The sequence below is a fragment of the Vibrio sp. D54 genome (assembly GCF_021728075.1).
GTDB lineage: Bacteria > Pseudomonadota > Gammaproteobacteria > Enterobacterales > Vibrionaceae > Vibrio > Vibrio alginolyticus.
Map to the genome: position 1 here is coordinate 427,700 of NZ_JAKKCS010000002.1, position 23,580 is coordinate 451,279.

At 43.9% G+C, this 23,580-nt stretch carries 19 protein-coding genes; 16 read left to right on the forward strand and 3 right to left on the reverse strand.

Features of this window, described 5'->3' with window-relative positions; all coding sequences use genetic code 11:
* Positions 1-33 precede the first annotated feature (33 nt).
* The 10 genes from L3V37_RS04510 (at position 34) to tssG (ending at position 12,311) form a co-directional block, all read left to right on the forward strand.
* Positions 34-1,359, forward strand: a complete 1,326-nt coding sequence (locus L3V37_RS04510) for a hypothetical protein (protein ID WP_237305904.1) — start codon at positions 34-36, stop codon at positions 1,357-1,359.
* Entirely contained in the window at positions 1,340-2,332 is a 993-nt protein-coding gene (locus L3V37_RS04515) for a DUF2169 domain-containing protein (protein ID WP_237305905.1), read from the forward strand. Before L3V37_RS04510 ends, L3V37_RS04515 begins: the two co-directional genes overlap by 20 nt.
* On the forward strand, positions 2,325-3,269 hold the full coding sequence (locus L3V37_RS04520; RefSeq protein WP_237305906.1) for a hypothetical protein: 945 nt from the start codon (positions 2,325-2,327) through the stop codon (positions 3,267-3,269). Before L3V37_RS04515 ends, L3V37_RS04520 begins: the two co-directional genes overlap by 8 nt.
* A gap of 237 nt (positions 3,270-3,506) precedes the next feature.
* The gene (locus tag L3V37_RS04525; protein WP_237305907.1) at positions 3,507-5,507 is read left to right on the forward strand and encodes a protein kinase family protein; all 2,001 of its coding nucleotides are present in this window, start codon (positions 3,507-3,509) and stop codon (positions 5,505-5,507) included.
* Positions 5,494-7,068, forward strand: a complete 1,575-nt coding sequence (gene tssA / locus L3V37_RS04530) for a type VI secretion system protein TssA (RefSeq protein WP_237305908.1) — start codon at positions 5,494-5,496, stop codon at positions 7,066-7,068. Before L3V37_RS04525 ends, tssA begins: the two co-directional genes overlap by 14 nt.
* 26 nt (positions 7,069-7,094) lie before the next feature.
* Complete coding sequence (gene tssB / locus L3V37_RS04535; protein ID WP_005373381.1) at positions 7,095-7,601, forward strand: type VI secretion system contractile sheath small subunit; 507 nt, start codon at positions 7,095-7,097, stop codon at positions 7,599-7,601.
* An 8-nt stretch (positions 7,602-7,609) separates the two neighbouring features.
* Positions 7,610-9,085, forward strand: coding sequence for a type VI secretion system contractile sheath large subunit (gene tssC, locus L3V37_RS04540; protein WP_005373378.1), 1,476 nt, complete (start codon positions 7,610-7,612; stop codon positions 9,083-9,085).
* Positions 9,086-9,146: 61 nt separating this feature from the next.
* The gene (gene tssE, locus L3V37_RS04545) at positions 9,147-9,557 is read left to right on the forward strand and encodes a type VI secretion system baseplate subunit TssE (RefSeq protein WP_005373376.1); all 411 of its coding nucleotides are present in this window, start codon (positions 9,147-9,149) and stop codon (positions 9,555-9,557) included.
* A gap of 10 nt (positions 9,558-9,567) precedes the next feature.
* On the forward strand, positions 9,568-11,316 hold the full coding sequence (gene tssF, locus L3V37_RS04550) for a type VI secretion system baseplate subunit TssF (RefSeq protein ID WP_017820373.1): 1,749 nt from the start codon (positions 9,568-9,570) through the stop codon (positions 11,314-11,316).
* The gene (gene tssG / locus L3V37_RS04555) at positions 11,313-12,311 is read left to right on the forward strand and encodes a type VI secretion system baseplate subunit TssG (RefSeq protein WP_237305909.1); all 999 of its coding nucleotides are present in this window, start codon (positions 11,313-11,315) and stop codon (positions 12,309-12,311) included. Before tssF ends, tssG begins: the two co-directional genes overlap by 4 nt.
* Before the next feature lie 54 nt (positions 12,312-12,365).
* Here tssG and L3V37_RS04560 read toward each other — a convergent pair whose 3' ends face one another.
* Genes L3V37_RS04560 through L3V37_RS04570 form a run of 3 tightly spaced genes read right to left on the reverse strand, consistent with a single transcriptional unit; the run spans position 12,366 to position 17,580 of the window.
* Complete coding sequence (locus tag L3V37_RS04560) at positions 12,366-12,818, reverse strand: Lrp/AsnC family transcriptional regulator (protein ID WP_005373369.1); 453 nt, start codon at positions 12,816-12,818, stop codon at positions 12,366-12,368.
* 31 nt (positions 12,819-12,849) lie between these two features.
* A complete protein-coding gene (gene tssM, locus L3V37_RS04565) occupies positions 12,850-16,239 on the reverse strand; it encodes a type VI secretion system membrane subunit TssM (protein WP_237305910.1) in 3,390 nt (1,129 codons plus the stop codon).
* A gap of 27 nt (positions 16,240-16,266) precedes the next feature.
* Positions 16,267-17,580, reverse strand: coding sequence for a type VI secretion system ImpA family N-terminal domain-containing protein (locus L3V37_RS04570; protein ID WP_237305911.1), 1,314 nt, complete (start codon positions 17,578-17,580; stop codon positions 16,267-16,269).
* Between the two features lie 506 nt (positions 17,581-18,086).
* Here L3V37_RS04570 and L3V37_RS04575 point away from each other — a divergent pair.
* The 6 genes from L3V37_RS04575 to L3V37_RS04600 form a co-directional block, all read left to right on the forward strand.
* Positions 18,087-18,686 carry a hypothetical protein gene (locus tag L3V37_RS04575; protein ID WP_054574680.1) on the forward strand — a complete coding sequence of 200 codons (600 nt, stop codon included), beginning with the start codon at positions 18,087-18,089 and terminating at the stop codon, positions 18,684-18,686.
* Positions 18,687-18,695: 9 nt separating this feature from the next.
* A complete protein-coding gene (locus tag L3V37_RS04580; RefSeq protein ID WP_137282735.1) occupies positions 18,696-20,189 on the forward strand; it encodes a type VI secretion system-associated FHA domain protein in 1,494 nt (497 codons plus the stop codon).
* Positions 20,182-20,682, forward strand: a complete 501-nt coding sequence (gene tssJ / locus L3V37_RS04585; RefSeq protein WP_005386118.1) for a type VI secretion system lipoprotein TssJ — start codon at positions 20,182-20,184, stop codon at positions 20,680-20,682. Before L3V37_RS04580 ends, tssJ begins: the two co-directional genes overlap by 8 nt.
* Before the next feature lie 11 nt (positions 20,683-20,693).
* The gene (tssK, locus tag L3V37_RS04590; RefSeq protein WP_237305912.1) at positions 20,694-22,019 is read left to right on the forward strand and encodes a type VI secretion system baseplate subunit TssK; all 1,326 of its coding nucleotides are present in this window, start codon (positions 20,694-20,696) and stop codon (positions 22,017-22,019) included.
* Complete coding sequence (gene icmH, locus L3V37_RS04595; protein WP_025767903.1) at positions 22,016-22,807, forward strand: type IVB secretion system protein IcmH/DotU; 792 nt, start codon at positions 22,016-22,018, stop codon at positions 22,805-22,807. Before tssK ends, icmH begins: the two co-directional genes overlap by 4 nt.
* A 148-nt stretch (positions 22,808-22,955) precedes the next feature.
* On the forward strand, positions 22,956-23,580 hold a 625-nt coding region (locus L3V37_RS04600), incomplete at its 3' end, for a DUF4150 domain-containing protein (protein WP_237305913.1).

Sequence of the window (23,580 nt, forward strand, 5' to 3'; positions counted from 1 at the left end):
TCGCGTTATGGCACGCTAATAACGGATAACTAGATGCGACAAAGAATCGGTGTCGAGCACCTAAAGGCACCCATAACCAATCAAGAAGTCGAAGGCGCGTTAGCAAAAGCTGATCGCGCTGTGAATGACCTTTCCCAGTTGCCAGTAACATGGCTGGATTTCTGTAATGAAAAGCTGTCCATTGCTTCTGAAAGTATCGGGTTTTTAATCAGGCAGCGAGTTCAAATTCACAAAAGGGGTTATCCAAGTCGTGAGTTGGCGTATCTCAAGCTGATCGAACGCCAAATTGAAGAACTGAAGCAGGTGTACTTGTCGTTTTATCGGCTAGCACCGGGGTTGATTCATCAGTTAAGAGGCCAGGAGCCAGAAATCTACAGCTGGCTGATGCTACAGGGCGAGTTGGGCTCAGAGTTGGATAACCTTTTGTGCGGATTGAGTTTACTCGAAGATATTGACGCTAAAACCGCAATGGTCATTGCCGTACAATCTCCGGTTGAATCTATGGATAGCACGCTTTCGGAGCTTATTGAGGGCAATGCGACATCCAGTGCGTTTTACTTTGAATGCTTACGTGTACGTCAAACATTAAGTGTTTCTCTCATCAAGCGCTGGCACAAAGCCAGCATCATTAGCTCTCAAGTTGCTTTGCCACTGCTCGCTTTACAAGACGTAAAAGAGGGGATTGATTGGCTTAATGACAATGCAGGCAGCGAACAATACCTATTTGAACGTTTGATTACCAAACGTGACAGAGGCACTTGGTTCCGTCAGAGCTTTGGCATCGAACCAAATGGATTACCATCAGCGCAAGTGCTTACTTATGCCAAGTTGCTTGAGTTAAAAGAGTTTGAGGCGTTTGATATCTCTTCTTCATTAGCACCTGTTGATTTTGCGCTGGGTGGTGATTGGAAACTGGTACCTCAAATCATCGAGCACTTGGAAAGCCTGGAGGAAGCTGAAGCTGAGGGTGAAATTTGGCTTCAAGCCTTGTATGTCGTCTACGGAAAGCTTCTTCCTCTGAATCCGCAAGACGTTGGTGTCGAGTATGAATGGGAAGAGATCGTCGATCTGCTCAATGAGTGGGTGGAAGATGAAAAATATATCCAAAATCTACCAAGCCGCTTGGGTTACGCATTGAGCTTCGAGTCTACGTTAGCTGCGATGCAAGATTCTAACGTTGATGTGCTGTTCCGCGATTGGCTATGGCGTCAAATCTGCATTCAATCCAGAGCCTACGTGCCTTGGGATATGGCGATGCCGATACATCAGCAAGACTGGAACTTCAACAATTTAAAGGCCGCACCTTCTGCGAGCGAACGATTCAACTTAAGGAATAGCAATGCAGTTATGGGATATTGAAGCGCACCCTGAGCTATCACTTAAAGGTCGTTTTCAACGTGACGAAAACGGCGATGAAGTGTGGGTTGTCGTTGCCAAACGCACATGGCAATTCGATGGTGTGGTTTGGCGCGAATTAGGTGAAAGTGAAATCTTCGATGATCCCCAATATTTGGGCGAAGAAGGCTTCTCTGCGATGAAAGTTGACCACGAATTCGCGTATACCAAAGACAATACAGATGTACTTGTTTACGGTAAAGCGCGCAGTTACGCGAAAAAGCCAGTGACATACCAAGAGTGTCGCGTGTTGATTGATGGTCATATCGATAAGACTCTCGCTATTCACGGGGAACGCGTATGGGTTGAGCATGCTGGCAGTATCACGCTGAGCAATCCAGTCCCATTTATTGAAAAAGACATTGATTACACTTGCGCGGTAGGCGGTGATTTACGTAACCGAATAGGTGGTGGGGTTGCCGACTCCAACAAAGAATTGCTTGAACAGAAAGTACCCTCGATTTTTTATCCCCGAGAGGACTGGAGTGCCGCCGCGAAAAAGCTACGCGTTGCGGGGTTCGGGCCTGTGCCTCCGTTCTTTGAGTCGCGCCAGAAGCTGGCCGGCACGTTCGATGACGATTGGATTGAGAATCGCAAGCCAATGTTGCCACTCGATTTTGATAAGCGGTTCTTCCAAAGCGCGCCTATTGATCAACAGTGCAAAGGCTTCCTTCGTGGGGGGGAGCGTTTGATGATGAGTGGCTTTTGTCATGATGACACGCTTTCATTTCGAATCCCTAAAGAAAAATACCGTGCGATCGCGACGTTCAAAGATCAAAGTTATCAAGCTGATATGGCGATGTACACCTTATTCGTTGATGCGGAAAAGAAGACTATATCAATCAGTTACACCGCTGCGTTTCCTTGTCAGGGCAAGGAGCATTTGTTGGTGTCGACATCGATCACTAAGTTGGAAGAGGTAAGCGAGCATGCATAATTCAACAGGCCGTTACGTGCTAGGGATGGAAGTGATGACGCCAACCGGTATGAATTTAGATATTGCTAGTGCAGTTTCGTATGCTGATTTAGGAAGATTCGACCAATGTGTAGGGGATGATGGTATCGAGCGTTTTACTTACGCCAAAATCGAATACACCAAAGAAAGTGAGCAGTTTGAGAAAACGTGTGAGTTAATCACCCACTTGCTTGATTCATTGTTAGCACAGTTACCACGTTCATTGAGACCAATACCTTTGCTTATAGCGGTGCCTGCGTCTGTTTCACTAGTAAAGGTGCAAGAATGGCTTGGTGAAAGTAACTATGCTGAATTTCTCTCTGTGGTGAATGCTGTTCATGCCAGTGGGCCTAGTTTCGTTCTCCAGGCCATGAAATCATTGGATAAATATGATGCTATGATGTGTATCAGTGTCGATTCCTTGGTGAGTTCGATGCAAACACTCATCGACGATGAGATGGTAATGAGTACCAATAATCCATGGGGCGTTATTCCGAGCGAGGGTGGGGCGGGTTTAATTCTTTGTCGAAAAAACACCGTAGAAACATTGAAACTTAAGCCTCAAGCGCAGCTTGGCTACATTGATACGGAACTAAACACTTCAGACCGAAGAGGCATGTTTCGACTTGTTCAACGTGCGAGTAAAAAGCTCGATTCATTTGGTGAAGTGTATTCCGATATGACGAACCTTCGCATGCACTCGGAAGATTACGGTTTTGCTCTGGGAGCTAAAGCAGAACGATTCACGAACCCAGAACAACCGCAGCTTATCAATGAGTTGTGGGGCACAATGGGCAGTTGTTCTTCTCTCGCTTTAATTGCCTTTGTGGTCAGAGAGCACCACTTTAAGCAACCAACTACGTTGTTAATGTTCGACTTTCATGGTGACAAAGGAGTTCTCCAATTACTGCAATGTTAGTGGGCACTCATCGATCAAATAGCAATGAAAATATACTCATATTATTAGGTTGAAGTTTGTAACACGAAAAAGCGTATAACTCATGCAGTGAAAGCGTAAGTAAAAAGGTCTAATAAGTTAGTAATAATAACTAAAATAATAGGCTTACTGTTTGTTTTAAATACCAACCTTGATACAAGTACGTTCAAGAAAATATTATTCAACTCTAATAATATTTATTCTATGAAAGAGTACTAAGTGTCTAATAATCAGAGTACAGCCAAAGGATATATCGATCAGTTGGTTGTTAAAGCTATTGAGAAAAAGAAACTGAATGAGCAAAGGCTAGCAGAAAAAAATAAGCCGAAGCTTGAGTACGTGCTTTTTTCACAGTTTGATGTATTAGACAAGCTTCCTTCTAAAAATGGTAAGACAACGGTTTACCATCTTGCAAAAAAAGGGCAGCCAGAGAAGCAAATCTGTTGCAAAGTTATCAATGATGACTCGCCAGAATTTGCGAGCAAAATGTTGATTAACGAAGCGAGCAGGCTGGAGCTTTCTCAACACCCTAGCGTGGCTAACTTTGTAAAAATCGGCAACGAATTCGAACGCCCATATTTGATGTACGAGTGGATCCAAGGTGAATCACTGGCAGAAAAAATGGAGCGTCATTCTTCTAAAGGCTTCCGCCACGACCACATCGCTTGGTTGGTGTATCAACTCGCTGGCGCTCTAGAGTTTATGCATACAAGAGGTATCTGCCATCTTGATATTAAACCATCTAACGTATTAGTGAGTGAAGGCGATTACGTTAAGCTCATTGATTTCGGCGCTGCTCGTTACATTGGAGAGACAGAACCTTACGCAGAAGCAAGCTTGAACTACGCTTCCCCTCTTTATATAGAAACTGGCATCGCGGAACCGCAAGATGATGTTTACTCTCTCGCTTTGCTCGCTGGACATCTATTTTTGGGATCAATATTTGGTGATTCTTGGAATAAGCAGTTAAAAGATCGAAAGCGTCCGGCTTTGATCCCGGTTCATATTTGGAAATTGCTGAAAGAAGTCATCAACAAACCAAGAGGGCATGGCTATACCGCTATTTCTTTTGCTCAACAGTTAGCGCGAATCGATACGCAATCAATTAGCTCAAATTCTAACGCACCAATTTTCAGTAGCTTGCGTAACGCGGATTTGCTGCTTACACACTGTAAGCCAAATGATAAAACAGCGTACGGTCGCTTTAAAATATTAGAGGCGAGCTTAGTGCTGAGTGTGCTGGCAACAGCAGGAAGTTATTTATATCAACAGAATAAAGATCAATTGGATGCCATTTTTTCCCAAGGAGTCGCTCCTGTAACTCACGTTATTACGCCCTCTGAAACGGCTTCTTTTTTGGCTCAGCCTCCATGGAAAATCAAAGAAGAATTGTCTCAAGCTACTCAGAGTATTGATATGACAGAAGCTTATCGAACAGCATATCAAGCTCAGCAGTTAAGCCTCTCGAATTTATATGAAGAAAAACAGGCTCAGTTAACGTCGTATCAATCGTTAGCGGATGGCTTACCAATGGCATTAGTCGAATTACGTAAGGAGCTTGTCACCTTGCGAGAAACCCTTGTTCGTGACGGTGCTCTGTTTCCATATGCGGATGAGGCGTTGACTAAAGTGATGTCTGGATTAAATGTCGCGTCTATCGATTCCATGAAAGTATCTGCCATAGCTGGCAGTCGAGATAAGCAGATTGCTCGCTTAATTTTAGATGGTGAAGCTAAGCTCGCAGAAAATGAAATGAAAGAGGCATGGTTGTTAAACCAGTCACAAGCCTATTTCTACAACCAAATCTTACCAAAGGCTGTGATGGAAAATATTAATGACTCCATCGATAAACATGCAGAGGCGCACTTTTACACCAAAGCAATTGAAGAAGCTGAATTAGCCAAAGCCTACTTCGGTAATACGCCAGAACTAGACAAAAAAATAAAGGATTTAATCGTCGCAAGAAGCGAATTTATTTTGTTTAGCACCGTGATGGAGCAATCCGTTTACGACAAACAAAAGCTACATGAATCCCTTGCCGATTTAGAACGGAATGCACCAAGCAAATTTACAGAAATCACGAAAATTCTAGATAGCATGGCGTCGGATGCGATAGAGCAGAGCCATCGGTTATCTAAGCCAGCAAATGGCGCAATTGCGGTAGCGCGTGCGTTGAGAGATTACTTGACTGAAGGAGACGTGAATTTTGTTCAACATTGATATCGATCGTCTGCTTAATCCTATTTCTGATGAATCTCCAGTGGGAAACGATGCCCGTTACGAGTTTTGCTACGAGATGATGGAATCTGAAGTAAAGAAATTCGGTTCCTTGTTTGGCGAAACAGTAGATTGGAGCGTGGTAAAAACGCACGCGACTGAAGTTCTAGAGCACCACAGTAAAGACTTAAAAGCCATTTGTTACCTCGTTCGCGCGCTAACAGAAGAGTTTGGTCTGCAAGGCTTTGAACAAGGTCTAAAGCTGCTTAGTGAGGCGTTAAGTCGCTTTGGCGTTGAATTGTATCCTTCGCGAAAGCGGGGTCGAGATGGCGCGGTTGAATGGTTGAACCATCAGTTTAAACTGGTCAGTAGCAAGTTAGCGGAAAGTGCTCAATCATGGGATTTGGTATCAAACTGCATTTCGACTATTGAAGAAGTGCAGCGCCAGTACGACGAGGTTTACCAAGACTCAGAAGCGGATTTCTTTGAGATTCGCACTCAACTCAATGTTTTATCTCAACAAGCGGCGGCTGATGAGCAGAGCGATGAAGCAGTCGTTAACGTCGAACAAGCGGCGCCTGCACCAGCTACGCAGCCTGCCGCCGCAGAAACGCCAGCGCAGAGTGAAGTGCAAACCGCACCGGTGAAGGCGGTTCCGCCGGCCCCTAAACCTGCGCCAGTTAAGAAAGCGGTAGCAAAAGAAGTCGATCTCGATACGGACTTCTCTTCGCCGACGGCTTCTAAGCGCACCTTGAAGAAGGTTGCGGAAGTCATGCTTCATGCGAGCCCAAGTGATCCGCTGGCTTACCGGATTTATCGTCATCTGACTTGGGATGACATTGATGGTCTACCCGACCACCAAAATAATCAAACGCCTTTGAGCTTGGCAGTGTCGTCCGATCAACAAGCGGAATACCGAGATAAAGCAGACCAAGAAAGCGACATCGACACCATTAAGCGTTTGGAGCGCACATTAACGGATGCGCCGTTTTGGCTGACGGGCCATTACTTCGTGTATTCGATGCTTAATAACTTGGGCTTTGATGATGCAGCACTTGCTGTGAAACAAGAAGTGACGCGTTTTGTTGAATCGCTAGAGGGCATCGAGCACCTCTCATTTAAGAATTCTATACCATTTGCAGATGAAGCGACCTTGAGCTGGTTATCGACTCAAGATACCACTTCTTCGATTTCTCAACCCGTTGTTCAAACGGTTGTGATTTCGCAGGAAGACTCGCTGCCAATGGAGGATATCACTCTAGAAAATCTAGGGGAATGTGCCGCAGAGCTTGCCCACAAACTTGAGCTGGATAGCTCGGGACGTGGGCAGTTCATGCTGTATTTACAATTGATAGCAGCTTACCAGTCTGTTGGATTATACCCGTTGTGTTTGCCGTATCTTGAGAAGGGGTGGGAAGTACAAAAAGCGTTTAATCTCGCGAGCTGGGAACCCCACTTATCGTCACAGTTAGAAGACCTAATTCGAAAAACACTCCATCGGTTATTTGGAAGCAAGGATCTTCTACCTGAGAAGTATGAAGAGTGGAAAGCAATTTACGACTAATTAAAGAGTTAGATAAGGAACGAATTATGTCACGTGACGGCTCGGTGGCTCCTAAAGAGCGAATTAATATCCGTTATGTTCCAGCAACTGGCGATACGCAAGAAGACGTAGAGCTGCCGCTAAGCATGATGGTAGTTGGCGACTTTACTGCGCGTGCAGATGAGACACCAATTGAAGAACGTACTCCAATTAACATCGACAAAGACAACTTTAACGAAGTGCTAGAGGGCATGTCTCCAAACGTTAAAGTCAACGTTGAAAACCGTCTTTCTGATGAAGAAGGCGGCCAGATTGGTGTTGATCTGACCTTCCAAAACATGAAGGACTTCTCTCCTGAAGCGATCGCGAAAAGTGTACCTGAACTAAACAGCCTACTTGAGCTTCGCGAAGCCTTGGTTGCACTTAAAGGTCCTCTAGGAAACGTTCCTGCGTTCCGTAAGAAGATCGCATCGGTTCTTCAAGATGAAGAAGCGAGAAAGAAACTGTTGGATGAACTAAGCATTGGCAACGACCAAGACGCGAAAGAAGAGTAAGGGATATCATGTCTGCAGAAGCACAAGCGCCAGAACAAGAAGCAGCCTTAGTTGAATCAGGCTCACTTCTGGATAGCATTCTTAACGAAACACGTTTAAAGCCAAGTGATGAAGGTTTTGACGTTGCAAAACGCGGCGTAGAAGCATTCATCAGTGAGCTACTAAGCAGTTCGAACACAGAGAAAGTCGACCAATCTCTGGTTGATCTGATGATCTCTGAAATCGACCAAAAATTGTCTAAGCAAGTTGATGCAATTCTTCATAACGAAGAAGTTCAAGCGATTGAATCAACGTGGCGTGGCCTTAAGTACCTGGTTGATCACACTGACTTCCGCGAGAACATTCAAATCGAACTGATCTCTGCGAAGAAAGATGAAGTTCTTGATGACTTCGAAGACGCTCCAGAGGTGGTGAAGTCTGGCCTGTACAAGCAAATCTACACACGTGAATACGGCCAGTTCGGTGGTAAACCTGTTGGCGCCGTCATTTGTGATTACGCTATGTCTGCCTCGTCGCCTGACATCAAACTGATGGAATATATGGCGAACGTAGGTGCAATGTCTCACGCACCATTCATCACGTCGGCATCGGCTAAATTCTTTGGTCTAGACAGCTACGAAGAGCTGCCAAACCTAAAAGATCTTAAGTCTGTATTCGAAGGTCCACAGTACGCGAAATGGCGTGGTCTGCGTGAGCACGAAGATGCACGTTATTTAGGTCTCTGTACGTCTCGCTTTATGTTACGTACGCCTTACTCTGTTGAAGATAACCCAATCAAGGCGTTTGACTACGATGAGCAAGTGACAGACAGCCATGATAACTACCTATGGGGCAACTCAGCGTACGCGATGGCGTCTAAGATCAGTGAATCATTTGCTAAGTACCGTTGGTGTCCGAACATTATTGGTCCTCAAAGCGGTGGTACTGTACAAGATCTACCGGTTTACAACTTTGAAGCTATGGGTCAAATCGAGACTAAGATCCCAACCGAGATCCTGGTTTCTGACCGTCGTGAGTACGAGCTAGCGGAAGAAGGCTTCATTGCGCTAACCATGCGTAAAGGTTCTGACAATGCGGCGTTCTTCTCTGCAAACTCTGTTCAAAAACCAAAAGTGTTTGCGAACACGCCTGAAGGCAAACAAGCCGAGATGAACTACAAGCTAGGTACTCAGCTTCCTTACATGTTCATTATCAACCGTTTAGCGCACTACATAAAAGTGCTACAGCGTGAGCAAATTGGTTCTTGGAAAGAGCGTTCTGACCTAGAAATCGAATTGAACAAGTGGATTCGTCAATACGTTTCTGACCAGGAGAACCCGCCAGCGGAAGTTCGTGGTCGCCGCCCACTTCGCGCTGCGAAGGTTGAAGTATCAGACGTAGAAGGCGATCCAGGCTGGTACAAAGTATCGATGTCTGTACGTCCTCACTTCAAGTACATGGGCGCAAGCTTCGACTTGTCTCTAGTTGGTAAGCTAGACCAATAACCCATTACTGAAACCATCAAGCAGCCAGTGAAGACTGGCTGCTTTTTTCGTAGGACCGCATATGGAAAAAGGTTACCGTCTTTTAGAGCGGATCGAGCTAGGAGAACCAAAAAACTGCTACGAGAAAGTGGTGTCTCATAAGCATTTGATTGAATCCATTCACTCGCATCTCGCTGACTTGTTGAATACGCATTCCGGCAACGCAATGATCGACAATGAGTATGGTCTGCCAGATTTTAACGACGTACTTTCTAACAACACGAACCTCGTTCGCCATATTCAAAAAAACATCACGTCAACCATAGAACGCTTTGAGCCCCGACTCCTTAATGTCGAGGTTCATTACCGTGAAGACCACCATAATCCATTACAACTCGGCTTTGGTATTCGCGGCGAAGTTTCCCATAACGGCGGTAAAGTCCCAATGTCGATCGATGTCTACATGGGAACCGACGGCCAATTTAACGTTTAGTAGGTGCCACTTGAGTAACAGTAAATACTTTCAAGATGAACTCACGTATTTACGCGAGTCGGGTAGTGAGTTTGCCAAATATCATCCGAAGTTAACTCACTTTCTCTCTGAAGGAACTTTTGATCCAGATGTCGAACGACTGCTGGAGGGTTTTGCTTTTTTGACCGGACGCATCCGCGAAAAGATTGACGATGAACTGCCTGAGCTTACGCAATCTCTGATGACTTTGCTGTGGCCACATTACATGCGTTCGATTCCGTCTTTGTGTATTAGCGAACTAAAACCGCATACCGGAAGTGTTACTGAGAAAACCGTGGTGAAACGTGGTGCGGAAATGGCCAGCGAGCAGGTAGAAGGCACGCAGTGTTTGTTCCGTACTTGTTATGACGTCAATCTATACCCAATTACGATTACTAACATCGAACAAACTAACAGCCGCACCAGCTCGATGATTGATGTGACGTTATCGACGGAGCATGGCCTTGAGCTGTCTCGGATAGGTTTAGACACGCTGCGATTGCACCTGCATGGTGAGATTCATATTACTCGCACTGTCTTCTTATGGCTGTTCCGTTATCTAGATCACGTCGAGTTGGATGTTGGTGGCGGCTACAAACATCGTTTAGGGCCAGAATACGTTAAGCCAGTCGGGCATGAAGAGGACGAGGCGCTGTTGCCTTACAGCAAAAATTCCTTTGCAGGCTACCGTTTGCTGCAAGAATTCTTCTCTTTGCCAGATAAGTTCATGTTCTTCGACATTAAAGGCTTAGAGTGGCTAAAAGGCATTCCACAGCGCAGTACGGTCAAAATCAAATTCCACTTTAAGCGTGCTTTGCCTTCAGAGGTGGTGCTTAAAGATAAACACTTAAGGTTGCACTGCACACCTGCCGTTAACTTGTTTGAGAAAGACGGCGATCCAATCCGTTTAGAGCATCGACGAAACGAGTACAAGGTGCGTCCACAAAGTAACACTCAAGAGCATTACGAGGTTTATTCCATTGAGCAAGTGGAGAGCTGGAGTAAAGACGAGCGTCGCCGAAAACCACTGATTGAATTTGAATCGTTTGAGCACCAAATCAACCAGCGTGATAAGCGAGAGTTCTACAAATCCAAAGTGGGCGAGCGAGTAAGCGGAAGAGGGTTAGAGCGCTATATCTCATTCCATACTCACAATGGCGACATCGCGGATTTAGGGACTGAAACAGTATTGATGAAACTGCAATGCAGTAACGCGGACTTAGCGGAGCGCCTGTCAGTAGGAGATATCACGTACGCGACGCACAAATCGCCAACGTATGCGACGTTTAAAAACATTACTAAGCCAACACAGTCAGTAAGTCCTCAGGTTAATGGTGAACTTCAATGGCAGCTGATTGCCAACATGTCGCTCAACTACTTGTCTTTGGCCAATATCGATGTGTTGAAAGTGTTGCTCTCGACTTACGACTTCCACTCTCGAGTCGATAGACAAGCCCACCGCGCGTCGATTCATCGACTTGATGGCATTATTTCTTCAGAGATGAAACCAATCGATCGCGTATTTCGTGGTGTATCTGTGCGTGGTAACCAATTCAAGCTCGTGACGGACTCTAAGTTCTTCGTAAATGAAGGCGATATGTTCCTTATGGCCACGGTATTGAATGAATTTATCCGTTTGTATTCGAGTGTGAACTCCTTTACCGAACTAGAGGTGTTCGATGAAGCGACGGGCGAGGTTTACAACTGGGCAAGCCTAATCGGGCAGCAGACAATACTATGATTAATACACTTTCTGATAAGTCGAATGAGTTTAGTTTCTACCAAGCGGTGTTGCTGTTAGAGAAACACTACCAGCTGGAGCCAAACTCAAACTTTGTTGCCGTGGGCGAGAACAAATACTTTCACCAAGAGCGAATTGAGTTCAGCGTGTCGCCAAACCTGTGCTTTCCAAAGAGTGATATGGACTTTATTACTCATATGGAAAGAAACGGACAGCAATATTCACGTATTGAGACGAACTTTCTTGGCTTGCATGGTTCAAGCTCGCCCCTGCCTGCGTCTTACACTGAGAAACTCGTCGGTCGTGATCCCGATGATAACCCAGTGAAGGATTTCTTCGACTTTTTCCACAACCGCTATACAAGCTTACTGTATCGTGTTTGGAAGAAATACCGATATCACGTGCAGTACAAAAGCGGGGCAAGCGATGCGTTTTCTGGGCGCATACTGCATTTGGCTGGTCTCTCTAGTGTTATGCAAGATTGTGAAGTCGCGGAGTTAGATCGAGCGAAAGTTCTGTCTTACGTGAACCAGTTATCTACGCGTACACGTTCACCTAAGCTTATTTCCGGTATTGTTTCGCACTACTTTTCACTGCCGAATGTGCGAATCGAAGAATGGGTTTATAGACGTGTAGAAATCGCTGAAAGCCAGCGTAACAAACTCAATCGTTCCAATTGTGTAGTGGGGCAAAGCTTACACTTGGGACAAAGCATTGCGGATTTGAACGGCAAGTTTAACTTGTGTATCGACAACATTGATTTTGAAACGTTTAAGCAGTTTTCCTACGATGGTGAGTTACATAAGACGCTGGTGGGCTTGATGCGCTTTATTCTGCGTGACCCAATGTCGTGGGACCTAAAGTTGACAGTTAACCTAGACAGTATTCCAGAAAACAAACTGGGTAATGGAGAAGGGAACCAACTAGGTCAAACGTTCTGGCTAGGAAACCCAGGTGATAAAGACGCCAAAATTCGACTTATCGGAAGCATATAAGAAAGCCGCTCAACGAGCGGCCCTTTATGTTTTCCTCGAAGAGGTCAGAAAAGCTTAACGACTGATCGGCTGGTGCAGTACAACGGTAGTATCAAGCCTTTGAATGCCGTTAAATGATTCAATTTCATTACAAAGATGATGAATAGACTGCAGGTCGGGCGCTTCAATTAGGGCAATAATATCAAAGTTGCCACCAACAACGCTCGTTAAGCGAACCTCAGGGATTTCTTTAAGTGCATTCGTTACATCATTCTTCTTACCCTTTTCACAAGAGATCAGTAGATAACTAGCGGCTTTTCGCCCTTCATTTTCTACACGAATCTGTGCGGTATAGCCTTTGATAATACCGGTCTTTTCTAAACGATTAATTCTTTCTGCTACTGCTGTTCGAGACAAACCAATGTTTCGGGATAGATTCGCAATCGACTCTCGCCCATTCGACAATAGACTTGAAAGTATTTTTCGATCTAATTTATCTAAACCTTGTAAAGTCATGTTTGAAATCATGTGTTCTGCCTATTTTGTTTTTATATTGTTATTAAATCGACTCAGGGAGCGTAAAGTTATACAGCTCAGCAAGAGTGAATGGGTTTTTCTGTGTCAACGGAGTGATGCGTAAGCTCAAGTCCCTCCCTGACACTTTTATGTCACTGACAAAGCTGCCGTTATGAGTGTTTGTCAAGGTCGAGTCACCTAGCAATCTGTATATCGCCCATTGACCACTCTTATTTAAAACGTGCTGTCTGCCTTCATCGGTTACATCCTGGAGTGTGATACTAATATTGAAGTCACCATTTTGCGGTGGCCATGCCATTTCACGAATGCGGCTTGGACCGTGGTAGTAACTTATATTGGTATCTGCAATTTTTAAGCTCGCTCTAATCGCACTAGAATCAAGATCGAGTACTCTTGCACTAAACGGAATATGAACGCGGTTAGTGCTTTTATTAATTAATGTGTCTCGAATAACGTTATAGTTACGCAGTTGCACTAACAGAGCCGGAGAGATTGGCATCGTCTCGCCATCCACCTGTTTTGGCGTCCACAAATTGGTATCGTAGAACGGTGCAAAATTTTTCTGAATAAATGTGTCTAACAAGCCACCTGAAGCAAACAGTAATTCAAAATCTTCAATTGAGATTTCCTCGGTCGCTGTTAGATCAAATGGGTATCGTCCTAGCCCTATCTCTTTAAACTTGGTGTAAATCTCGCTGTACCATTGGGTTTGAATGCCTTTAGCGGACTCTTTAATCATGACTGACCAGCTTTGTTGAACCACATCTAACAACCAGCTACGAACGGGTTCCGGTGATTTTTGGGCAATCTGTTTAAGTTTTATTAATGGGTCAGCGTCACTGCTGTTCATTCGATGCTGAGCTGCCGCTAGCGCCGCCATTTGCGGGTCAGGTGCATCAGCAATGTCTTTCATATACGTGCGAACACGGCTTAGCGCTGTTACGGTCTCATCCCAAGGAGTAGGGGAGTTTGGTGTTTCACTGACCTGAAGTTGGTTTAATAAGTGAAAAGCTTGTTCAACACGTTTCATCAACAAGTAATCAGGCTTAACTACTTCCTCTACTGCGTCTGATGCGGAGTCTGCCGCTGCCACGAGTTTCGGGTCTAGCTTTGAAATCAGAGCATTTTTTTCACCAACGGGTGAAAATTGTGTGTTGGCATAGACCTGCTTCAGTACGGTTGTCATTGGTGAAGAAGGGCCCGAGATTAAGTCTATCGCGTTCGTTAGATCGCCGACATTGTCATAGTTCTGGACTTTTAGTTCACTCAGCGCATTGCGCCAATTACTGATGTAGTCGTCAGTATATTTTTTACGTACTTCCTCTTTGAAGGCTTCTTGTTCTTCACTAGTAGGAATAACGTGTTGTGATAGACCTAAAACCCAGTTGTCACTGATGACTTGTTGTGACATTAGGTCCACGCGTGGTCGATAAAAAGTGCTAAAACCAGTGGAGGTATAGATCTTATCTACGATCAAGCGTTCGCTATCGATTGGTGTGTTGAACACATTGCTAAACTCAAAACCCACAGCTCGTTGCAGATCTAGGGTTCCTAAATCAATCGAATTTGCTTCGTTTAAAATGCCTGCATAAACGAGATCAACATTCGAATTTGCTAGCAATGAGCGACGTGTTGCGCGAACAAGATCCATATTGATATCAATTGGATCAAACTGTGTGCGAAAGTAAGCGTCCAAATAGCGCATCGCCTGATTGACGACGTCATTTTGGTTGCTCAAGTCGTTCATCATTTGGAGAGTTTGATGACGCAAAAAACGGATATCACGCTTTGTTGGATCGTTTAGCATTAGATACCCCTTCAATAGAGGTAAAGCGCGTGTAAAAGTGTTTTGATTTTGTGTCAGTTGTAGACGGTAACCTTTCTCAATGAGAGGTATCAACTGTTGAGCAACGTCCTTAAGTAATGCTTCGTAAGCGATGCGAGTGCTTTGATCCAAACGGCTAATGTTGAGTGGTAATATCTCTTCATCCAAAGCCTTAGAACCTTTAAGCCACGCCCCATAAGAAGGCTCTATTGCTTTCGTCGCCTTCGCTAAAAGCTCATCGAATCTTGCATCTTGCTCCACTTGTGATTTGTCATCGATACTCAAGAGTTGATTCATCACATGTAAGTTACTGTCTAATGTCGTGAAAAAGAAGTAACTGCCCCCAGTAAGCAGGATAATAGAGCCGAGTATTGCCAAACGGCTTTGTCTCTGAATTAGACGAAGATACGTCTTGTTTTCGCCCGCAAAGTCGCTTTCCGGCAATATTTGTGAATCAATCAGAAAGCGAGAGAAATAAGGCGTTTCTGTTAACTGAGTATGCTCTGACGCGATAATAGGTAAGTTGAAGTAATTACTACAACTTTTTGCAAGTAAATTGTACTTGCGACCGCCTTGCAGACTCGAACTAAAGAAAATCTCACGGATGTCTAGTGAATAGACACCGTTGTTAACATCACATAGACGCTCAAGCACATAGCTGACTTCAGACTGACATAGCTCAAACTGCTTAGGGAAAGCGAGTATTGCTTGTTTCTCATCAATGTCCGTTGAATTAGCGGATGCATCTAGCGCATTACTTTCAAGCACTCTCACTAGATTTCGATAGCTATCGCGGTAGTACTCTGCAAATACACCTTTGGCTTCTTTTAGTGGGATAGAGAGGAACTCAACACGTGTCTTGAGAGAGCTAAAGTGCATGTATTCTTTAAAGCCGTCTAACTTGTCTAGCTTTGACATAATCAAATAGATTGGCAATGCTGAAGACGTTTTAGAGTTGATGGTACTCAAGCGCGCCAATAACGACGAAATGGTGTACTCTTTTTGTTCTGGCTCAGAGACGATCATGAACTCGAAATCGGTGAAGAATAGACAGCCTGAAAATGGCTTTCGAGGTCGATGATGAATAACTTCTTCAATGAACGTATTCCATAAAGAAGCATCACTGCTTGATACTTCCTGGAACACTAAGCGTTGGTCAGGTTTGATGTATACAGCGCTGTCAGATTCGTACCATTCAAAAAAGTCATTCTTAGCGGTTCTAGTGCGATCCATCGGTTTAATTGCACTAGAATTAAATAAAAATTGACGTCGCCCTGACCCTTTATTACCAAGCATCAGGTAAATTGGTTTCTTGCCTGAGTTAGCAAGAAGAGGCTGGATAACCATAGAAAGTGCTTCTTCCTCGGTTTCCAAATGTTGAGCTTTAGCGTTGTTCTTTTTCTTCAACCATAATGTGAATTGAAAAGTGACGTAAACCATGGCGATAACACCAAGGGTCAGCCAAAGATAAAGTTGATCGATTTCGTCAAGAAAAAGCAGATAAATAGTGGTGATAATTGCAACCACTAAAAACATCAATATAGTAGAAATCACCACTGGATTTCTAAACAGTTTTTGTTTGAACATAAGCCTAAAACTTCTTTAATTGTATTGTTATTTATTGTCAGTTTTTTCAGCTTGTAGCTGACTCAATTTATATAGGTAGATGTTCAGTAAAAGGGTTGCGCGGTCAATTTCCCTTTGCTGTGAATACTTTTCAGCGTATTCAATACGACCTAAAAGCGGGAATAACGAGTTACTGTATTCGTACGCCTTTTCAGAGTTCTTATCTACATTCTGTCTAGCTACGTTGGCAAACACCGTTCTTGCGTCTGAGAATCGCTTATAAACATCCATAAACTGGTCTTCTAAATGGGCGCTCTGTGTCAAAAAGTTTTGACGTAGCTGCTGTGCAGAAGACGAATCCGGATAGATTGCGATTAATTCATTGGTCAAGCTATCGAGCTCGCTGACGTTACTTACTTTTGCCGAGTCTAAAAACCAGTTATTCATCATAATATCGACACGATTAATGGCCTGCGTTTTCAATGACTGAGCATATTTTTTATTTTCGTAATCTAACGAGGCGACCAAATTTACAAGTTCATTAAGTGAAGCTTGATTAATTTTTTGCTCCAATGTTCGATAACGTTGTTGCTCGTACATGAAATGTGAACATATCGCAGTAACAATCAAACCAATAACGAAGTAGATCATAAATCGACCAGACTTTGCCGGTGATGCTTTCTCTTGGCTATTTAGGTTGGGTGATGACACCGGTGCCGGAGAGGGAGACACATTCACTTTAATTTCAGGTGCCTTCTGCGTTGCTGCAGGAGCGCTAGTGTTGGCTTGTTTTTTCTCGCGTAACTCAGCCGCAATTTGTTGTTCTTTTATCTGCTCAATCCATTGATTCAAAATACGGCGAATGCGACCTAATGACGGCGCTTCAATACCGTAATGAAGACGAAGCTCTTCCTCAATCCTCAAGCATAATTGATGTGCTGCCTCTATCAATGGAAGCTCTTCTGGTAACGCCCGATGCTTATTAATTCGTTTTTCAGTATGCTCTACCATCCATTCAATAGCGCTCATTCGTGCCTTTGACTTTGAATGCTCTGGATACGCGTTGAACCAATATACGACACACACATCAAGTATTGAGTTTAACCCTTCAACAAGGCCTCTTAAGCCGTCGTTATAGGTTGACGCAACGGTAAAGTAACAGCAACAACGTAGGTCTTTCGCTTGGGTACTCAAGATCTTTTTTGAGAGTGTTTGAACCGTTTTCCACGAGACTCTCCCTGTGACTTTATTCAGGTTGTTTATTTGACGTTTAATTTCGTCAAAATCCTCAGAACCATTAGGATTAGAGCCGCTTGGGTTATTTTCATCGATTGGTCTTCGAGCGAAGTCGGTAAAAAGCATAAGGAAAGTTCCAACTGATCATATAGAAGTATTAAGTTATATAGGATTTCACTACTGTTGTTATATTAAATTATAAGCAGTGCACATCTGTCGCAATTCTATAGACAAAATAAGCGGATTAGATAATAAAAATTCATTAAAAGAAATTAAATTACTTTTAGTGTGATCTTTGTTCATAATATTAATATCAATAGTTAAGTCTATTTATAAGAAGAAACTTATATATGAAGATGAGAACGTTGATTAAAAAGTAACTAAATTGTTATCGGAGATTACGTTTTGTTCAATTAGCAATCAAATTCTGTTACTTCTATTTAAATAGAAAGATTTACTGTCTCGTCACTTAATCTGTAGTCGGTTCTTTAGTTTTTGTTTGTAGGTAAAACAACCAACCTGATAGTTGAAATGTATTAAATTATAGGTGTTTTTTTAGGCTTATTGAAAAAGAGAATATAATTGATATCTTTCGCCTCTAAGTAGAATATCGGTTTTCCTAGAGGGACGAAATGCTAAAACCAAGTCAAATTGGGCTGATTTCAGCCATGTGTCTATTTTCTTCTGTTGCAATGGCAAAAGGGGAGCGATATGGACTCTCTACCAGTATGTTGACTATCGATAGCATTAAATACGATGAAGGTAAAAGTGGTGAGCAGGATACGCTTAGGTTCGGCTTGGTTCATACTCGTCCTATTGATGAAAACAATAACCGTTGGCGTTGGTGGTTAGGGCTAAACTATCTAGCAGAAGATATTGAAGCGCCAGCAAACGGCTTATATCAAGAAGCGACGAACTATGAACTTCGTGTTGTTCCTCAATATGCGTTGACTTCTTGGAGTGTTTTCACGCCATACGTTGGTGCGGGCTTGTCTGTCGGTTACTCGCAATATTCTAATCGCTGGCAAGTAGACCAAGAGGGCTATCGTTATGAGAGTGTTGAAGACATCGACCAGTTTGAGTTAGGTGCGGTTATGACCCTTGGTACTGCTATAAAGTTAGGCAGTAATCCTGACGCCCATATACAAATTATCCCGCAGGCCTCTTATATCCTTCCGGTTGTAAATGATGGAATTGGTGGGCTTGAACTATCAGTTTCTTTGCTCTTTTGAGGTTCGTAAATGTACTCAAATCAGCTAGTTTTATTTATCTCAAAGTGTCCAGAGGAATACACCGGTGCAAAGCATATTGAAATGCCTGAAAGTGGTGGTTCGATAGGTCGTTCCCCAAGCTGTAGCGTGTCTTTAGCCGATCACAACCGCTTTATATCGGGCACTCATTGTTTGCTCAGCGTGTATGGAGATACCTACTATATAAGTGACGTATCAACTAACGGCACAATGGTAAATGGGAATAAAATACTAAAAAATCAACCCGTTGCGATAGTTGATGGCGACATCATTTCTTTAGGGCAATATGAGATTGGTGTTTCTCTTGAGCACGTTACCTCAACACTAGACATCGCCGCTGATATTGCTCCTGAGCGAGTATCTAGCGATCCTCTGGTTAGTCTAGGAGATGCGGTTGTCGAAGAGGAAGAAAAAGTCGGTGCCTTAGAAGATTTGTTTATGGAGACTAAACAGGATGACATTGATTGTCATGATCCTGTTGCTCACCTTAACTTTTCGATGCAGCGAGATGACGATTACTTAATTCGTGATAATGAGCGTACAGAATCTGAACAACCTAGAACCGTGGAAAGCACGCGTCAGGTGGTCGATGACAGTTTCAGTATATATTCCGAATTCGATCAGCCAAGCCTAATCCCTGAAGACTGGATGGCTGCGGAAACCAAGAGTAACGCATCGGTCAATGATGCATTAGCGCCAGAAAGCGGTAAGGCACATAGAGCCGATATTGCCTCAGCTGAGGTGATGCAACCTGGCACGGTAGCCCCAGATAGCACGATTCAAAGACAACATCGTACGCATAATGTTACTGAGATGGTCGTAGAACAGGCTAACACAGGGTCAAAATGGGAAGAGATGACCCAATCTTTTACGCCTTCTCCTAACACTAATCAGCAACTTCAAATACCTACGGCAGAGCACGCGATAAACAGTACGACGAAAGCACAAGTCGATACTGATGCGGCCGTTTGCTCTCAAGATATAGCGCAAGCGTTTTTTGATGGTTTGGGTATTCGAAACCCAGAGTTGATGACAAACGAGGCGCAGTTATTCAAGCAAATGGGCACTTGCTTGCGTTTATGTATTGATAACCTACAGAAAGAGTTGCACGAAGTGGAATCGTTAAAAGATGAGCAGAGTGCGAGTGAGGCTAACTCGAACATTGCAGAGCTAATGCTTACTTTGAATAGTCAGCAATTACTGGCTCCAAATGAACTGGTTGAACAAATGCTCGATGAGCTGAACGACCACCAAGTTATGTTTAACAAAGCACTGAATGAGCTCATTTTAGAACAGTCAGAAACGAACGATCCCGTAGCATTTGCTAACAGGGTCGCTAGCCAGTCTTTGTTCTCAACTAAGTCAAAGCTGTGGGCCGAATACCTAGATTTCTACACTAATAATCGTCGCCTGCTTAATGAAACATCCTTAAAAGGGCTGATTAAGAAAAACTATAACAAAGTGATTAAGGGAAACCATGCGTAGTATCGCCGTATTACTCGGATTTGCCATGTTGTCCGGTTGTTCCATGTGGGATCAATTTAAAGAGTCCACTGGTATCACACCAGAAACTTCGTCGATTGAATTGGTTATTGAGGCATCACCTGTACTCAATGTGAGAAATGGGGGCCAGTCATCTCCAGTTATTCTCCGTCTTCACGAATTAAGTTCGCCAGTATTGTTCCGAAGCTTAGATTTCTTTGCCTTGTTTGAGAGCGATAAAGCGTCGTTGGGTGATGAGTACATCAAACGTTACGAATATCAAATACAGCCAGGTGGAAAAGTTCATGAAATGCTAACTCTAGACCCTGACACTCGTGCCGTCGGTTTTTCAGTGGCTTTTCGTGATATTGATGGTTCGTCTTGGCGAAAAGTGGAAGTTATTGAAGAGAAGAGCGAGTACTACATCAAGCTCAAGTTAGAGGGCAGTGAGTTAATTTCTGATAACACTCGCGGCATTGAACAGGTTTACTTTTAAGGGATAGAAACATGTCTTTATACAATCCAGTTGTTTGGCAAGATGGAATGTTCATGAAGCCGCAGCATTTTCAACAACTCGATCGTTCGCAAAGTAAACTATCGAGCCTACTGAGTGCCAATGCATCGCCTTTGCATTGGGGAATTAAACGTTTAGAAATCAACTCTCAGTTACTAGCACTGGGTAAAATCGGTATTACTCGTGCTGAAGGTATTTTACAAGACCGGACACCATTTGAGCTTCCGTTGCTTGCTGAGCTGCCTGAAGTGAAAGATGTAGATCCTTCGATTGCCGATAAAGTCGTTTATTTGTGCTGTCCGTTACCATCGGAACGTTCTGAGTTATTTGGTACCAAAAAAGACGGTGCGCGCTATACGATGGAATCTCAAGAAGCGGTTGACGCTTGTTATGATTCGGAAGACATGGCAAATATCGTCGTCGGTAAGCTTAACTTTTGCTTAATGTACGATCATGAAGATAAGAGTGCTTACACGTCTATTCCGATCTTAAAGATCTCAGAAGTGAAGCCTGATGGCAGCGTGATCTTAGATGATAGTTTCATTCCTACCTGTATCGATATTCATGCGTCGACAGTACTGAGTAAATTTGCGACCGAGTTTGCTTCTATGTTGAAGCATCGCGCGGAATCGATAGTTCAGCGATTAGGGGTGGTGGATCAACAAGGCGTATCATCGGTTTCTGACTTTATGCTATTGCAAGCGCTCAACCGATACGAACCCTTGTTTTGGCATTTCGCCAGCACAGAAGCTGTGCATCCTGAGTCTTTGTATCGAATTCTTCTTCAGGCAGAAGGTGAGCTTTCGACGCTGTGCTCAACGACACGCCGACCTATTGAGTTTACGAAGTACAATCATGGTGATCTTACTAGCTGTCTTTCTCGCGTCCTAGACAGTGCAAAAATGACATTGAGCGTGATGTCTGAGCAAAGAGCAATTCCACTGACCTTAAAAGATCAGAACTATGGCATCAGAACGGCAGCAATCCCTGACAATAAGATCATTGATACGACAACCTTTATCCTCGCAGTTAAAGCCGACGTGACCTTGGATGTTCTGCATACCCAGTTTGTCAGCCAAACGAAGATCGGTTCTATCGATAACATACGTGACTTGATTAACCTTCAACTGCCTGGGATTGAGATCAAACCAATGCCAGTTGTGCCACGCGCGCTGCCGTATCATGCTGGCTACACCTATTTCGAGCTCGATAAAACGGGCGAAGAGTGGATGGCATTGAAGAACACTGCTGCGATTGCGGTTCACGTCGCGGGCGATTTCGCTAACTTATCATTGCAACTTTGGGCCGTTCGTCTATGAGTTACGCAGAAACCGACGTCACCGTAGTCTTATTCCAACCAGAGCCTGGCAAACCAATGGAGGTAATGCCAGCGCCTGACTTGTCGAGAAACATCGCAGTACAAGATCTATCTATCGACAACATGGGTATTAACCCGCTAGTGGACCAGTTCTCATGGTTGATCGCCAGTCTGTCTTGTATGTCTTCGATCCCTTGGCTTGATGACCCGATGCCATTTCGTGAACAAGTGGCACGTGAGATTCGAAAAGGTGAACGAAAACTTAATGAAATGGAGCTCGATCGTGCTTCGGTTCTTGTTATTCGTTACTGCTTGTGTGCGGCGATTGATGAATCTGTTTGTCGACAAGAGTGGGGGGCAAATAGTCACTGGAGCCAGAACAGCTTACTGTCTGAATTCCACAACGAAACATCTGGTGGTGACAAGTTTTTCGTTATTCTCGACCGCTTAAAAGCCGACCCTCGCAAATACCGTCACGTTATAGAGTTTCTCTATTTATTGCTTCAACTTGGTTTCCAAGGCAAGTACGGCCGTGAAGAGCGTGGCAACGAAAAGTTAGCGGAAATTGGCAGCACCATTTATCGATTAGTGCGAGATGACCGCCTAGCAGAACAAGAAAAAGTTTCTTTAATCAACCTTAAAGCTAAATACCTAAAGAAGCCGTTAAAAAGGGTAATTTCACCCAAGCTGATCTTAAGTCTTAGTGCGATGACGTTTGCGCTTATGTATGCGGCAACCTACATCGTCATAGACTTAAAATTCCAGCAACTGCTTGAAGTGTATAGATAACCAGAAATCTAAAAATGAGATCTTCTGCCAGTTTTAGGGCTTATTGTGAATATCACTGGTCTTTTAGTGAAATTCACTAGTTATTTAGAGAGATTGCAGTTTGCGATCTCTTTTATCATTCAATCAATAAAATTCAAATGGATTGGTTATGGGCGTAACAGTTGGTGCGAATGGACTTTCGGTAGTTCATAAAGGCTCAGGTGGTGAAGCGAATGCAACGCTCCCAGATGTTTGTTTAACTAAGGTCGGCAAGCCAGTCGTTCCTATCCCTTATGGCAACAATGCTAAATCAGTAGACCTTGCTGGTGGGACTACGACAGTCTCTATGGATGGCGGTAACAGTGTCGCTATCAAGGGCAGTACGTTCTCAAAAAGTACCGGCGATGCGGGCGGTGACAGAAAAGGCGTTGCCTCAGGCACGATAGAAGCCGAAGCAAAATTCATTTCAGCCTCACCAACGGTTAAATTTGAAGGTAAGGGCGTATGTCGCCTGTCCGATCAAATGACCATGAACAAAGCCAACACCATGTGTTTGGGTGGGGCACAAAACCCATCGGTTTCTGTTACGGAAGATCAGGAAGGGACGTATACGGTTGATTTGTATCTCTCATACTCAGATGGTGAACCCGTTCAAGGCGCAACATACACTCTCACAGATCAATCTGGCGCGGTGTTTGAAGGAACTCTCGACAACAACGGTAAAGCATCGGTTGGTGGCGTTGCTCCGGGTGAGTTTGCCATAGAGTACGGCGAGGACAGCCGTGATTTTATGC